The organism is Burkholderia sp. NLJ2 (genome assembly GCF_049487195.1).
Classification (GTDB): domain Bacteria; phylum Pseudomonadota; class Gammaproteobacteria; order Burkholderiales; family Burkholderiaceae; genus Burkholderia; species Burkholderia pyrrocinia.
The window spans coordinates 1,367,575-1,381,673 of record NZ_CP137810.1 but is presented as its reverse complement, the minus strand read 5'-3'; the positions used below and the strand labels follow the sequence as shown (position 1 = coordinate 1,381,673).

General features: G+C 66.8%; 13 protein-coding genes. 5 read left to right on the top strand and 8 right to left on the bottom strand.

What is annotated here, in order from left to right:
- Positions 1 to 156 precede the first annotated feature (156 nt).
- Positions 157 to 1,080, top strand: coding sequence for a recombination-associated protein RdgC (locus tag R9B84_RS28470; RefSeq protein WP_423763305.1), 924 nt, complete (start codon positions 157 to 159; stop codon positions 1,078 to 1,080).
- A gap of 249 nt (positions 1,081 to 1,329) precedes the next feature.
- Entirely contained in the window at positions 1,330 to 1,899 is a 570-nt protein-coding gene (locus R9B84_RS28465) for a YdeI/OmpD-associated family protein (RefSeq protein WP_423763304.1), read from the top strand.
- A 299-nt stretch (positions 1,900 to 2,198) separates the two neighbouring features.
- On the opposite strand, the gene R9B84_RS28460 is transcribed toward R9B84_RS28465, so the two are convergent.
- From R9B84_RS28460 to R9B84_RS28440, 5 genes are all read right to left on the bottom strand, one after another.
- Positions 2,199 to 2,411, bottom strand: a complete 213-nt coding sequence (locus R9B84_RS28460) for a DUF1059 domain-containing protein (protein ID WP_423763303.1) — start codon at positions 2,409 to 2,411, stop codon at positions 2,199 to 2,201.
- 459 nt (positions 2,412 to 2,870) lie between these two features.
- Positions 2,871 to 3,851: a sulfonate ABC transporter substrate-binding protein gene (locus R9B84_RS28455; RefSeq protein ID WP_423763302.1), complete on the bottom strand. Its 981-nt coding sequence runs from the start codon at positions 3,849 to 3,851 to the stop codon at positions 2,871 to 2,873.
- 124 nt (positions 3,852 to 3,975) lie between these two features.
- Complete coding sequence (locus R9B84_RS28450) at positions 3,976 to 4,815, bottom strand: MerR family transcriptional regulator (RefSeq protein ID WP_423763301.1); 840 nt, start codon at positions 4,813 to 4,815, stop codon at positions 3,976 to 3,978.
- A gap of 9 nt (positions 4,816 to 4,824) precedes the next feature.
- Positions 4,825 to 5,388 (bottom strand): GNAT family N-acetyltransferase, encoded by a 564-nt coding sequence (locus R9B84_RS28445; protein ID WP_423763300.1) that lies wholly within the window; start codon positions 5,386 to 5,388, stop codon positions 4,825 to 4,827.
- Positions 5,389 to 5,486: 98 nt separating this feature from the next.
- Entirely contained in the window at positions 5,487 to 6,506 is a 1,020-nt protein-coding gene (locus R9B84_RS28440) for an AraC family transcriptional regulator (protein ID WP_423763299.1), read from the bottom strand.
- Positions 6,507 to 6,933: 427 nt separating this feature from the next.
- On the opposite strand from R9B84_RS28440, the gene R9B84_RS28435 reads away from it, so the two are divergent.
- On the top strand, positions 6,934 to 8,298 hold the full coding sequence (locus tag R9B84_RS28435) for an MFS transporter (RefSeq protein WP_423763298.1): 1,365 nt from the start codon (positions 6,934 to 6,936) through the stop codon (positions 8,296 to 8,298).
- Between the two features lie 75 nt (positions 8,299 to 8,373).
- Here the strand turns inward: R9B84_RS28435 and R9B84_RS28430 are convergent, their stop codons facing one another.
- Complete coding sequence (locus tag R9B84_RS28430; protein WP_423763297.1) at positions 8,374 to 9,267, bottom strand: LysR family transcriptional regulator; 894 nt, start codon at positions 9,265 to 9,267, stop codon at positions 8,374 to 8,376.
- A gap of 131 nt (positions 9,268 to 9,398) precedes the next feature.
- On the opposite strand from R9B84_RS28430, the gene R9B84_RS28425 reads away from it, so the two are divergent.
- Positions 9,399 to 10,397 carry a quinone oxidoreductase family protein gene (locus R9B84_RS28425; protein WP_423763296.1) on the top strand — a complete coding sequence of 333 codons (999 nt, stop codon included), beginning with the start codon at positions 9,399 to 9,401 and terminating at the stop codon, positions 10,395 to 10,397.
- A gap of 99 nt (positions 10,398 to 10,496) precedes the next feature.
- On the opposite strand, the gene R9B84_RS28420 is transcribed toward R9B84_RS28425, so the two are convergent.
- Positions 10,497 to 12,011 (bottom strand): MDR family MFS transporter, encoded by a 1,515-nt coding sequence (locus R9B84_RS28420; RefSeq protein ID WP_423763295.1) that lies wholly within the window; start codon positions 12,009 to 12,011, stop codon positions 10,497 to 10,499.
- A 230-nt stretch (positions 12,012 to 12,241) separates the two neighbouring features.
- On the opposite strand from R9B84_RS28420, the gene R9B84_RS28415 reads away from it, so the two are divergent.
- On the top strand, positions 12,242 to 13,801 hold the full coding sequence (locus tag R9B84_RS28415; RefSeq protein ID WP_423763294.1) for a methyl-accepting chemotaxis protein: 1,560 nt from the start codon (positions 12,242 to 12,244) through the stop codon (positions 13,799 to 13,801).
- 56 nt (positions 13,802 to 13,857) lie between these two features.
- Here R9B84_RS28415 and R9B84_RS28410 read toward each other — a convergent pair whose 3' ends face one another.
- Entirely contained in the window at positions 13,858 to 14,094 is a 237-nt protein-coding gene (locus tag R9B84_RS28410; protein ID WP_423763293.1) for a hypothetical protein, read from the bottom strand.
- Between the last annotated feature and the right edge of the window lie 5 nt (positions 14,095 to 14,099).

Sequence of the window (14,099 nt, the reverse complement as noted above, 5' to 3'; positions counted from 1 at the left end):
GGATTTCCGTGGATGGTGCTATCTGACGGCGGATTCAACCGGTCGATGCAACGCACTAGACGTTGTGTAAGCAGTGGAGGTGTTGCATCGACCGGTTGAATCCGCAGCCGGCAAGCGTCCCCGTCATATAGAATGGTGCGCTTTGCCCGTACTCCCATGTGGTTCAAAAATCTTCAGCTTCATCGTCTTCCGGCCCCTTGGGCCGTTACTCCCGATCAGATGGAAAAATGGCTGGCGCCCCACGCGTTTCAGCCGGGCAGCAGCGTCGAGATGCAGCGCCACGGATGGGCGTCGCCGCGTGACGACGGCGCGCTGGTGTATTCGATCAACCGGCAGATGCTGCTGGTGTTTCGTGCCGAAAAGAAGCTGCTCCCGGCGTCGGTCGTCAATCAGGTGACCAAGGCCCGGGCGCTCGAAGTCGAGGAGCAGCAGGGCTTCAAGGTAGGGCGAAAACAGCTGCGCGAACTCAAGGAGCAGGTTACCGACGAGCTGCTGCCGCGCGCGTTCAGCATTCGCCGCGATACCCGCGTGTGGATCGATACGGCGAACGGCTGGCTCGTCATCGACGCGGCTTCACAGGCGCTTGCCGACGACGTTCGCGGCCTGCTCGTCAAATCGATCGATCAGTTGCCGCTCGCCGGCGTTCACGTGGCGCATTCGCCGGTCGCCGCGATGACGGATTGGCTGCTGTCTGGCGAGGCGCCGGGCGGATTCACCGTGGACCAGGACGCCGAGTTGCGCTCGAGCGGCGAAGGCGGCGCCACGGTGCGATACGTCGGCCACGCGCTGGAAGCGAACGACATGCGCCGGCACATCGAGGCCGGCAAACAATGCATGCGCCTCGCGATGACCTGGAATGACCGGATCTCCTTCGTGCTGACACCGTCGCTGACGATCAAGCGAGTCACGCCGCTCGACGTGATCAAGGAGGCGACGGATCCCACCGCGCAGAACGACGATGAACGCTTCGACTCGGATGTCACGCTGATGACGGGTGAATTGGGGCGGATGTTGACCGATCTCGTCGATATCCTGGGTGGCGATCAGCACGACTCGATGCATAAGGCGGCAGCAGCCTGAACGCCGTCGGCTGTCGGGGATCATCGCCCCGCGACGGCGAGGCTTCGCACTGACGCGACATGTCGAGGAGGACCGTCGCCACCCTGGCGGCGGGTCGCGGCCGGACCCTCGCGACCCGAATCAGCCGACGGGCTAGTGGCGACGGAGCGACCGGTTTTTGGTCACACCACGGACATTGATGTCCGTATCAACACTGTTAGACTGCGGACGCCTTTCCCGCACATGTACTCAACCATTCAGGGTAGTGACATGACCGAATGCGCTCTAACATTTAGCAGTCAGACCGAATGGGAAAGCTGGTTAGGGCAAAACGGCAGCACGTCTACCGGAGCATGGTTGCGTCTAGCGAAAAAAGGCACCGGGCAGCGAACCGTAACCTACGAACAGGCGTTGGAAAGCGCCCTCTGTTATGGCTGGATTGATGGTCAAAAGCAGGCTGAGAGCGACAAATACTGGTTACAACGCTTCACCCCACGCTCCGCAAAAAGCATCTGGTCCAAACTCAACAAAGACAGGGCCGAAGCGCTGATCGCCGCAGGCAGAATGCGCCCGCCCGGTATGTGCGAAATCGAGAAGGCCAGGAAGGACGGCCGCTGGGAGGCGGCTTATACGTCGGCCAGCAACTCGACAGTGCCGGACGACCTACAGGTGGCTTTGGACGCTAATCCGGAAGCCAGGAAGTTTTTTGCAACACTGAACAGCCGTAACCGTTATGCCATCCTGTTTCGGGTACAGAATGCGAAAAAGCCGGAAACAAGGGCGCGTAAAATCGAGGAATTCGTCAACATGCTGAATCGTGGCGAAACCTTTTATCCATAGAACTTGCGCTTCTGACGGAGATCTTGCCAAACGAGGGCATATAACCCGTTATGGCCGCTTCGGCTCAGCAGCGGTCATGCGTGAGACACGCCCGAAAGGTTGTTACTGGCCGAACGCGGAAGTACGAGTTCGGCCCGGCAGCGAGGTATTCGCACGATAGCCGCACTTCGGTAGCCACCCCACTGGACCACGCGCAGAAGAAGATATCGGCACGATGTGCAGCGACGGTCAACACAAATCCGTTGTTAGCGGATGGCCGTCGTGAGCTGGTCGCTGCTCTTCAATCCGTCGCGCCGGCGTTATGCGTTACGCGGTGTTTCAACGGGCGGTGTGCCGTCATGAAATAGCGTTTTCAGCTGCGAACGCAGCTCCGGCGAATCGGTATGCTTGTGAACCGCGACCGCATGCTGTACGGCCGCCTCGAGCAATTCGTTTTCGGAATCCGCGGATAGCGCAACGGAACAATTCATTTCGCTCGGGAATTCCCGGCAATCGATGTATTTGCGCGTCATGATGCCTTCCTCATACGACAGTAGTCATGGGCCTTGCGTGAATGACCGCGCGGGATGCCGCGCGAAGTACATAGGGCACGATTGCGCCTCCTTATCGCGGACGAAATGGTTTTGAAAGTATAGGTCGGGTGCAATGAATGCGCGGTCACGCATCGAAATTCACGGCGTTCCGCGTGCGTCGCCCGCACGACGTGCCGCAGGCGCCGCCTGCGGCCAAGAATGAAACAGGGATGTAATTAACGGCCGACTACATGACTGCCGAAATCCGCACACGAAGGTCCATTGTCCGGGCGGAAGCGACGTTTGAATGGCAGTTCGAAAGTGCGGGTAGATGGCCGTAGATGGCCGAACGACGACAGTGCGCCCTACGTTCCCCGAAAAGGCGGAAAGAACCAAAAAAGGCCGACGGGCAGGGTGCCCGTCGGCCTTTTTTCGAACGCGTGCGCGCTGCGCCGTGCGTTATTTCGCGGCGAGCGCGGTCGCCACCCGCTTGTCGGTCCAAGCATTGTCCGCCACGCTCAGCTTCTGCGGAATCAGCTTCGCCGCATAAAACGCGTCGGCGACGCCCTGCTGAACCGCGACGATCTTCTCGTCGACCGGCACCGCACCGAACGGCACGCGCTTGATCCAGGTCTCGACGAGCGGCACCGGCAGGCCGACCTTCGGCGCGATCAGCGCGGCGGTCTCGGCCGGATGCCCGTTGACCCACAGGCCCGTCTCGCGTGCCTGCTTCAGGATCGCGCCGACCACGTCGGCATGCTGCTCCGCGAAATCGCGCGTCGCCTCGTAGAAGTTGTTCGCCGGCGTGAGGCCCGTGTAGTCGGACAGCGTGCGGATCTTCAGCGAATTCTGCGCGGCCGCGTAATACGGATCCCAGACGGCCCACGCGTCGACGTTGCCGCTTTCGAACGCGGCGCGCGCGTCGGCGGGCGGCAGGTACACGGGGCGGATCTCGTCGTAGCGCACGCCGGCCTTCTTCAGCGCTTCCAGCAGCAGGTAGTTCGCGCTCGAGCCTTTCTGCAGCGCGACCTTCTTGCCGCGCAGCTCGGCGAGCGAGCGGATCGGCGAATCGGCTTTCACGAACACGGCTTCGTTGTGCGGCGACGGCGGTTCCGCGCCGACGTACACGAAGCGCACGCCTGCGGCCTGCGCGAACACGGGCGGCGGCGCGCCCGTATAGCCGAAGTCGATGCTGTTCGCGTTCAGCGCTTCGAGCAGTTGCGGACCGGCCGGGAATTCGAACCACTGGACGTTGTAGCCGAGCGGCTTGAGCCGAGCTTCGAGCGAGCCTTGCGCCTTGATGATCGACAGCAGGCCGGCCTTTTGATAGCCGATGCGCACGACCTTGTCGGCGCCGCCCTGCGCGAAGGCCGACGCGGCGGACAGCGCGACGAGCGTGACGGCAGCGGTGCGGGTGATCCAGCGGGTGAAACGAATCATCGAACGGACTCCATGCGAAACGTCTTCGGGAGAGCGGCCGGTGCCGCTCGGTTGGAAGAATCGTCGCATGGGCGATCGCGCCCGCAAACGAAGCATTGCCGATAAGAATATGACGGCGGCGGCCCTATGCTTTGTCGCCGTCGCCTTGCGTATCGGGCGTGCCGGACTGGCGCGCCGCTTCGTCGCTGAGCTTCTTGTCGAGGATCGTCGCGACGCGTCCGCCAAGATACGCGCTCGCCGCGGTTTCGAGCGCGCGGTTCGTCTCGCCTTCGACGAACACGGTCGCGAGCGGGCGCAGGCGCCAGATCGCGTCGACCAGTTCGGGCACGTCGGTGACCGGCGGAAGCGTGTCGGCGTCGTAGCGGTCGAGCCGCTTCACGACGAGATCGACGAGCAGCCGCGCAATCGCGTCGAAGTGCGGTCGCGCGAGGCTGATCACGTCGAGCAGCTCGCGCGGCGGGATCCCTTCCTTCGTCATCGCGGCCGCCGCCTCGAGCAGCGCGGGGCTCTTCGCGACGAACGACAGGCCGCGCCGTTCGAGCAGCCCGAGCTCGGTCACGCGCGAAAGCTGCGTGGTCGCCTGCGGGCCGAACATCTGCGCGAGCGCGGCGAGCGAATAGGTTTTCGGCAGTTCATGCGACCAGCGGCCGCCGATCGCGTTTTCGAGGCCGAGGATCGAGCGCAGGTCGTGGCCTTCGTCGATCGCCTTGATCAGGTCCTGGATGTTCGACAGCGTGTAGCCGCGCGCGAGCAGGTGGTTGATCAGCTTCAGGCGCGCGACGTGCGTGTCGTCGTAGATGCCGACGCGCCCGCGCTTCTCGGGCGGCGCGAGCAAACCGCGATCCTGGTACGCGCGGACGTTGCGCACGGTCGTGTCGGACACGCGCGCCAGTTCGTCGACCGTGTATTCGTTGCGGGAATCCGCTGCGGCCTCGTCGGGGGTGGAATGAGTCTGTTTTGACATGCGGCCATTCTAGCGCGACGCGGCAGGCTCGGGCGAGGCGGGGAGCGTGCGTGCGCCGTCGCCGAGCGGGCGCTGCAGCAGCGCCGTGTCGATCCAGCGGCCGTGCTTGAAGCCGACCGCCTTCAGCGTGCCGGCCGGCTCGAAGCCGAACGCGCGATGCAGCGACGTCGAACCGCCCGTGCCGCCGTCGGCGATCACCGCGATCATCTGCCGCCACGGGCCGGCTTCGCAGCGCGCGATCAGCGCCGCGAGCAGTGCGCGGCCGATCCCGCGCCCGCGCTGCGCATCGTCGATGTAGATCGAATCCTCGATCGTGAAGCGGTAGGCGCTGCGCGTGCGGTAAGGCGTCGCGTACGCATAGCCGGCCACGCGGCCGTCGTTTTCCGCGACGAGATACGGCAGCCCGTGGCCCAGTACCGCGTCGCGGCGCGCGCGCAGCTCGGCGGTGTCGGGCGGCGTTTCCTCGAACGACGCGACGCCGTGGCGGACGTGATGTGCATAGATCGCGTGGATGGCGGCGAGATCGGCGTCGGTCGCATCGCGGACGATGCAGGCGGCTGGCGTGGCGGACATGGTGACGGGGCGGCAGGGCGGGGATGCGGGCAAACCATTACTATGCGGGCGATTGCGTGACGCGTAAAGCGACGGCCGCGCGTGCAGCGCCGCGGCGTTCAGTTCGGCGTACGGTTCTTCTGCGTGTCGCGCGGCAACTCGTCGAAGCGGGCGAAGTAATAGGCGGAAAAGCGGCCGAGGTGCCCGAAGCCGAACGTCAGCGCCGTATCGGTGATGCTGGCCACCGGGTCGGTCAGCAACTGCACGCGCGCGGCGTCCAGCCGGATGTTGCGCAGCAGCTCCATCGGGGTCGCGCCGTGGTAGCGCCGGCACAGCACGTTCAGCGTCCGCAGGCTGACGCCGGCCGCCCTGGCGAGATCTTCGAGCGAGATCGGCGCGCAGAGCCGCGCGTGGATGAATTCGTGCAGCGCATCCATCTGCCGGATGCCGCCGCGCGATCCGGCTTGCGCCGGCGCGCCGCGCGCGTGCGGCGCCGGGCCGGCATGCGCAGCGGCGGGCGACGGCGGGCAATGCACGAGCAGGAACAGCGCGAGGCTTCGTTCGAAGTGGTCGCGCCATTCGGCCCGGATGCCACCGTCGTCGGCAACGGCGAGCACGTTGAGCAGCGACTGCGCGATCAGATCCCATTGCGACGCAAGCGCCGTCGGCAACAGGAATCCCGGCGCGAGGCCGGGCGTCGCTTCGTCGGGCCGGCGGCCGCAGACCGCGCGCATCAGCGAATCGGGCACCTTGACGATCAGTTGCCGGGTGCCGGAGCGCCAGCGGAGGCGGACGCGCGACGTCGGCGCCAGCACGGCGGTGCGCCCTTCGGACACGCCCATCACGTGCCCGTCGCACTCGATTTCGGCGCCGCCCGCGAGCGACGTGTGGACGAGCGAAAAGCCGTCGAACGGGCGCGGGGCGACCTCGACTTCGGCGCCGTACTGCAGCGCGTAGACGCTCAGGTGATTCAGTTGCCCCTTGAAAAGCGCCGCGTCGGGTACGCCCTGCTTCCAGCGCAGCGCATGCTCGGCCAGTTCCAGCGAGACCTGCTCGTGCGCATCCGTGCGCAAGCCGGATCGGAACACGCAATTCCGATACAGCGCGGACAGCACTTCCGCATTCGGGGTGAGGGGCATGGGGCGTCTCCTGTGTGGCGTTTTTCGCGCAGCGCATCCGGCTGGCCGCGGATGCGCGTCGTGCCACATCGGTTTCTCTTGTGAGCGAGATAACCTGAAAGGATGATATTGATCTTTGTCAGGCTTGTCGAAAGTTTCGCAAGAATCGGATAGTCCTGCCTCAACCGGGGAAAAAATCGGATAGCGCGGGGGGTGCGGTACGAGAAAAAGCGGATCAAATTCGCGAGCCGCCTGCAAATTCCGGATAGTGGGAATCATTGTGGCTTCCTACACTGCGCCGGCAGCCGGACGGACAGCGGCGCATCTCACGACGATGATTCGTACAACTACTAAATCGATAGGCTGAGCGATCGGATTAGTTCGAACGAGCGTAATGCGACGGCTACCGCCCGGCCTGAATCCCCTCTGGAAAAAGGAAGGAAGCTCCATGCGTCAAATCAACCTGCAGGCGCTCTCCGACGATGCGCGGCTGGGCAAGCTGCACGGCGTCGTGCTGTTCTGGTGCGCGCTGATCATCGTGTTCGACGGGTACGACCTGGCAGTGGCCGGCATCGCGCTGCCGGCGATCATGAAGGAGATGGGCGTCAACCCCGCGCAGGCCGGTTTCATGGTCAGCTCGGCGCTGTTCGGCATGATGTTCGGCAACATCGTGTTTGGGACCGTTGCCGAGCGGATCGGGCGCCGCTGGGCCATCGCGGCCTGCCTGACGCTGTTCAGCGTCTTTACCGCGGCGGCCGGGCTGGCGCCGACGCCCGCGCTGTTCGGCGCTGCCCGCTTCCTGGCGGGCATCGGCATCGGCGGCGTGATGCCGAACGTGATCGCCCATATGACCGAGTACGCGCCGCGCCGCGTGCGCAGTACGCTGGTGACGCTGATGTTCAGCGGCTATTCGGTCGGCGGCATGCTGGCGGCCGTGATGGGCAAGGGGATGATCGCGGCGTACGGGTGGCAGTCCGTGTTCGTCGCCGCGGGTGCGCCGGTGCTGCTCGTTCCGCTGCTCGTGAAATGGATGCCGGAATCGCTGCCGTTCCTGATCCGGCGCGGCAGGACCGACGAGCTCGCGCGTATCGCGCGCCGGCTCGATCCCGCATACCGGCGTCAACCGGGCGACTGTTATGTCGTTCCGCGCGAGGACAAGGCGGGCGGCGCGCCGGTTCGCCAGTTGTTCGACGACGGTCGTGGATTCAGTACGGTCATGTTCTGGATCGCGTGCTTCATGTGCCTGTTCATGGTGTATGCGCTCAGCTCGTGGCTGACCCGGCTGATGGCGAGCGCCGGCTACAGCCTCGGCTCCGCGTTGACCTTCGTGCTGGTGCTGAACGCCGGCGCGATGGTCGGCGCGATCGGCGGCGGCTGGCTGGCCGATCGCTTTCCGATCAAGACGGTGCTCGTGTCGATGTATCTGCTCGCCGCGGTGTCGATCACGCTGCTCGGCTACAAGATGCCGACCGCGCTGTTGTTCGTGCTGGTCGGCCTCGCGGGCGCATCGACGATCGGCACGCAGATCGTCAACTGCGCATATGCGGGGCAGTTCTATCCGATGGCGATCCGCTCGACCGGCATCGGCTGGACGCTGGGCGTGGGCCGCAGCGGCGCGATCCTGGCGCCGATCGTCATCGGTTTGCTGGTGGGCATCGATCTGCCGCTGGAACAGAACTTCATGGCGATCGGGCTGCCCGCGCTGGCGGCGGCCGTCGCGGTCGGCCTGATCGATCATCGGCGCTCGGCGTCGCATCACGGCCTTCCGGCTTCGGCCGGCGAACGGCAGGCGTCGCCTGTCCGGCAGTCCTGAGCGGCGCGTCGGCGGGGCGCAACCGGCCGGGGATCATGGCCGGCCCGGAGCAGGGGCTCCGACGGGCATGCTCCGTCAGAGCCGCCCGTCCGCCGCGCGCACCGCGTCCGCGATCGCATCCGCGACGCGCTGGACGCGCGGCGAGCGACGCACATCCGGATGGACGACGAGCCAGATCTCGCGCTCGATGTCGCAGCGCGGCGCGGACGTTAGTTCGACCAGCGGCGCGGGCGCGGACGAGGGTGCCGCACCGGCCTCGGCGCGCGAATCGTCGACGAGAAACCGCGGCAACAGCGCGACCCCCGCGCCGGCGACGCACGCGCGATGCAGCGCCGCGAGGTCGTTCGCGACGAACGCGAAACGGCGCCCGGCCGCGAAGCGTTCGAGCCATTGCTGCTGTGGCGTTTGCGCGAGCGCGTCGTCGTAGCCGACGAACGGCCAGGTGTCGGGCGGCGCGTCCGCCCATTCCGGCGACGCGCACAGCGCGAAGCGCATCGTGCCGAGCCGGCGCGCGGCGAGCCCCGGCTCGCTCGGTCGCGACAGCCGCACCGCGAGATCGGCTTCGCGTGCGTACAGGTTCGCCGCATGCATCTCGCCCATCAGGTCGATCCGCAGCGCCGGCCATGCGCGCTGTGCGCGGGCAAGGCGCGGCGCGAGGAAATGGCTGGCGAACACCGGCGACGCCGACACGCGCACGACGCCGTCGAGCGCTGCCGCGCCCTGCGCGGCGCGCGCGAACGCATGTGCATCGGTTTCGAGGCGGGCGGCGTGCTCGGCGAGGTGCAGCCCTTCGTCGGTCGGCGGCCAGCCGCGCGGCAGCCGGTCGAACAGCCGGATGCCGAGCGCGGACTCCAGCGCGTCGATGCGCCGCGCGACCGTCGAATGCTGGACCTGCAGCGCGCGTGCGGCGGCCGACAGGCTCCCGCCGCGCATCACCGCGAGGAAGGTGCGGATGTCGTCCCAGCTCATCGGCAGCGCGGACGCAGGAACGGGATCTGGATCGGTCGAATTTTGCACAGTAGATGGGCGGAAAACGGGAATTCCGATCGATTATGCACGATGGGATGATCGTGTCACTTCATTCGATTGCGAGGAACGTCATGACCCAAACAACCACCGCCATCCGGATCGGGCTCGACCGCTACGGCGACGCCGGCGTGCTGCGCCGCGTCGATGCGCCCGTCGCGTCACCCGGCGCCGGCGAGGTGCGGATTCGCCAGACCGCCGTTGGCGTGAATTTCGTCGACATCTATTTCAGGACGGGCGCGCACGCGTTGCCCGCGCTGCCGGACGCGCTCGGCGTCGAGGCGGCCGGCGTGATCGACGCGGTCGGGCCCGGCGTGACGGATCTCGTGCCGGGCCAGCGCGTCGCGTATGCGGGCATGCCGACCGGCAGTTATGCGAGCCTGCGCACGATGCCGGCGGGGCGCGTGCTGCCGATACCCGACGGCCTGAGCGACGACGCGGCCGCCGCCGGGCTGCTGAAAGGGATCACCGTCTACATGCTGCTGCATCGCGTCCGGCAGGTCGGTGCCGGCGACACGGTGCTCGTGCATGCGGCGGCGGGCGGCGTCGGGCTGCTGGCGACGCAATGGGCGCGCGCGCTCGGCGCGCGGGTGATCGGCACGGTCGGGTCGGCCGCGAAAGCCGCGCTGGTGCGCACGCATGGCGCGGAGGAAGTCGTCGATTATCGCGAGGAGGATTTCGTTGCGGCCGCGCGTGCGTTCGGCGGCGGCGCGGGTGTCGATTACGCGATCGACGGGATCGGCGGCGACGTGCTGACGCGTACGCTCGGCGCGATCCGGCCGTTCGGGATGGTCGCGAGCATCGGGCAGGTGGCCGCGATCGGCGCACGGCAGACGTTCGATCTCGACGAACTGGGGCCGGCCCACTCGATCGCGCTTGCGCGGCCGAGCGTGCTCGGTTTCATTGCGCGCGATGTGGCCGGATATCGCGAAGCCGCACGCGCGACGCTCGAACGGCTGGCCGGCGGAATGCACGTCGAGATCGGCGCGCGGCTGCCGCTCGAACAGGCGGCCGATGCGCACCGGCTGCTGGAGTCGCGGGCGACGACGGGCGCGGTCGTGCTGGTGCCGTAACGGCGGGCCGCCGTGGATGGGTCGCGATGCGGGGCGATGGCCTGAAGGCCGCGACATGGCGTGCTTCCGGTGCCGGTCACGGCGCGGCTCGCATCCCGATCAGTTGTGCGTGCGCAGCGGCGCATCCTCGACGAACCACGCGAGCACGAACGCGATCGCAACCACGACGGCCGCCGCGAGATACACGACATGCAGCGAGCCCGCGAACGCATGCAGGTACGCGTCGCGTACGGCATCCGGCAACTGGTGCACGGCGCCGGGGCCGAGCGCAGGCGGCAGCTCCGTGCCGGCCGGCAGCGCCTGCAGCATTCGCGCCTGCAGTCCGTGCGAGAACAGCGCGCCGAACGCCGCGACGCCGATCGAACTCCCGATCGAGCGGAACAGCGTCGCGCCCGATGTCGCGACGCCCATGTGCCGGAACTCGACCGTGTTCTGCACCGCGAGCGTGAGCACGGGCATCACCATCCCGAGGCCGATCCCGAGCAGCGCCATGTACGCGTACATCGTATGCAGCGGCGTATCGAGCGACAGCGTCGACAGCAGCGCCAGCGCGATCCCGCCGATCAGCGTGCCGGCGATCGGGAACATCCGGTATGAGCCGAGCCGCGAGATCAGCCGGCCGCTGATCGCCGACATCGCGAGCATCCCGCCCATCATCGGCAGCAACTGCATCCCGGCCTGCGATGGCGTCGAGCCCTTCACGACCTGCAGATAGAGCGGAATGAACGTGACCGAGCCGAACAGCGCGGTGCCGACCACGAAACCGATCAGGCTGACCAGCACGAACGTGCGATGGCGGAACAGTTCGAGCGGGATGATCGGCTCGGCCGCGAGCCGTTCTTCATAAATGAAGCCGCCGATCGCGACGACGCCGAGCACGAGCGTCATCCACAGTTGCGGCGACGTCCACGGCAGCAGCGAGCCGCCTTCGCTCGTGAACAGGATCACGCAGGTGAGGGCGGTCGCGAGGAACGCGGCGCCCATGTAGTCGATCCGGTGCTTCACGTGCGCGGTGTGCGGGCGGAACGCGATGCCGATCACCGCGAGCGCGAGAACGCCGAGCGGCAGGTTGATCGTGAAGATCCAGCGCCACGACAGGTGCTCGACCAGGAAGCCGCCGAGCAGCGGGCCGACGATCGTCGCGAGGCCGTAGACGCCGCCGAACATCCCCTGGTAGCGCGCCCGGCGATCGGGCGGGACCAGATCGCCGATCGCGGCCATCGTGACGACCATCAGGCCGCCGCCGCCGAGCCCCTGCAGCGCGCGCAGCACGATCAGCTGCGTCATGTCCTGCGCGACGCCGCACAGCGCGGAGCCGGCGAGGAACAGCACGATCGCGGCCTGCAGCACGATCTTGCGGCCGTACAGGTCGCCGAGCTTGCCGTACAGCGGCAGCACGACGGTGGACGACAGCAGGTACGCGGTGACGACCCACGACAACTGGTCGAGCCCGCCGAGCTCGCCGACGATCGTCGGCAGCGCGGTCGACACGATCGTCTGGTCGAGTGCGGACAGCAGCATGACGAGCAGCAGCGCGGCGACGATCAGGCCGGTCGGCGCGTCGCGGCGGGCCGTTTGGGCGGCAGGCGCAGTAAGGAGGGTGTCGGTGGTCATCGAGATATCTGCCATGGCAGGGAATTGGTTCGGAATATAACGACCAATGATTGACTAGTCAATTTCTGCCCAGCCTCAATATGTTGCAGCCGTAACAGGAGATTGCCGGCGCGAAAAATTGACCGGGATCAGGGAGAAAGAGGGCCGGACTCAAGTTTTCTGCAGGCAAACCGTAATCCAGAGTGCTGCGGACCGATTGCCGCGGCACTTTTTATCGCTCACGTGCCGTCATGAACCTGAACGCCCTGTTTTCCCGTTTCTCGATCCGTACGCGGATCTTCTCCACGCTCGGCCTCGTTGCCGCGCTGCTCGTCGTGTCGGGGCTGATCGGCCTCGCCGGCATGCAGAGCTCGAACCGCGCGCTCGACGAGGCCTATACGCAGCAACTGGCTGCGAAGACCGCGCTGTCCGCGGCGAGCCTGAACCTGACGATCGTGCGCACGACGCTCGACCGCGCGCTGCTGCATCCGGAAGCGGCGGAAGTGCCCGATCTCGTCAAGAAGGCCGAGAGCTATCTCGCGAAGGCCGATGCCGCGTGGCGCGGCTACGCGGCGATGCCGCACGACGGCGACGAAGGCCCGCTGGCGAGCCGTCTCGACGCCGCGCGCCAGGCGCTGATCGGGCAGGCGCTGAAGCCGTTGATCGATGCGATCCGCGACGGCCGGCGCGACGAGGCCGACCGCTTGCTGATGTCGGTCGCGCCGCCGCTGTCGGTCGCGCTCACGCAGGCGAGCGATGCGCTCGATACGTATCAGGCGGCGCGCGGCAAGGATGTCTACGACACCGCGCAGACCTATTACGGCTGGATGCGCGCAGGCGCGATCGCGGGCATCGCGTTCGGCCTGGCCGCGTGCCTCGGCTGCGCGATCGGCCTGCATTACGCGATCACGCAGCCCGTGAACCGGCTGCTGTCGCATTTCCGCCGCCTGTCGGACGGCGACCTGACGTCGGAAGTGCGCTGGTCGTCGCACGACGAGATGGCCGAACTGGTCAAGGGCGTGACGGGCATGCAGCGCAGTCTCGCGGACACGGTGCGCCAGGTCAGCCAGGGCTCCGAAGCAATCTCGACGGCGACGCACCAGATCGCGGCCGGCAACACCGATCTGTCGCAGCGCACCGAGGAACAGGCGTCCGCGCTGCAGGAGACGGCCGCGAGCATGGAGCAACTGACCGCGACCGTGAAGCAGAACGCCGACCATGCGCTCGAGGCGCAGGCGTGTGCGGACAGCGCGAGCGAGATTGCGACGCGCGGCGCGACGGTGGTCGGCGAGGTGATCGGCACGATGAACGAGATCGACCAGAGCTCGCAGAAGGTTGCGGACATCATCGGCACGATCGAAGGCATCGCGTTCCAGACCAACATCCTCGCGCTGAACGCGGCGGTCGAGGCCGCGCGCGCCGGCGAGCAGGGCCGCGGCTTCGCGGTGGTCGCGGGCGAGGTGCGTACGCTCGCGCAACGCTCGGCGTCCGCGGCGAAGGAGATCCGCACACTGATCGGCGAATCGGTCGAGCGCGTCGCGAACGGCTCGCGGCTCGTCGGCGTTGCCGGCACGACGATGCAGGACATCCAGCAGGCGATCGGGCGCGTGACGGGCATCATGACCGAGATCGCGGCTGCGTCGAACGAGCAGCGCGACGGGATCGAGCAGGTGAACCGCGCGGTGTCGCAGATGGACCAGGTGTCGCAGCAGAATGCGGCGCTCGTCGAGCAAGCTGCAGCGGCTGCCGCGTCGCTGGAAGAGCAGGCGGACGGGCTGCGTCGCGCGGTGGGGGCGTTCCGGGTGGCGTGAGTGGGCGCGTGGCGAATGGTGGCGGGTTTGTCGGTTGGCGCGACCCGCCTCACGGGTCAGTCCGTGTTCTCGCGAATGATTTGGTCGAGCAGATCGGCGGCATCCGACGGCTCCTCTGATCCCGTGAACGTACACACCTCGATGTGCCCGTCACGAAACACGTCCACGTCGACGCGCATGCCGACAACGGTGATCGAGACCAGCACGCTATCGGATCGATTGCGGCTCAAGGTATAGTAAATTTTCGCGGTATCGAACCGGTCGAGCAGGTCGAATAGCGGATGTGCAGTCATGGCCA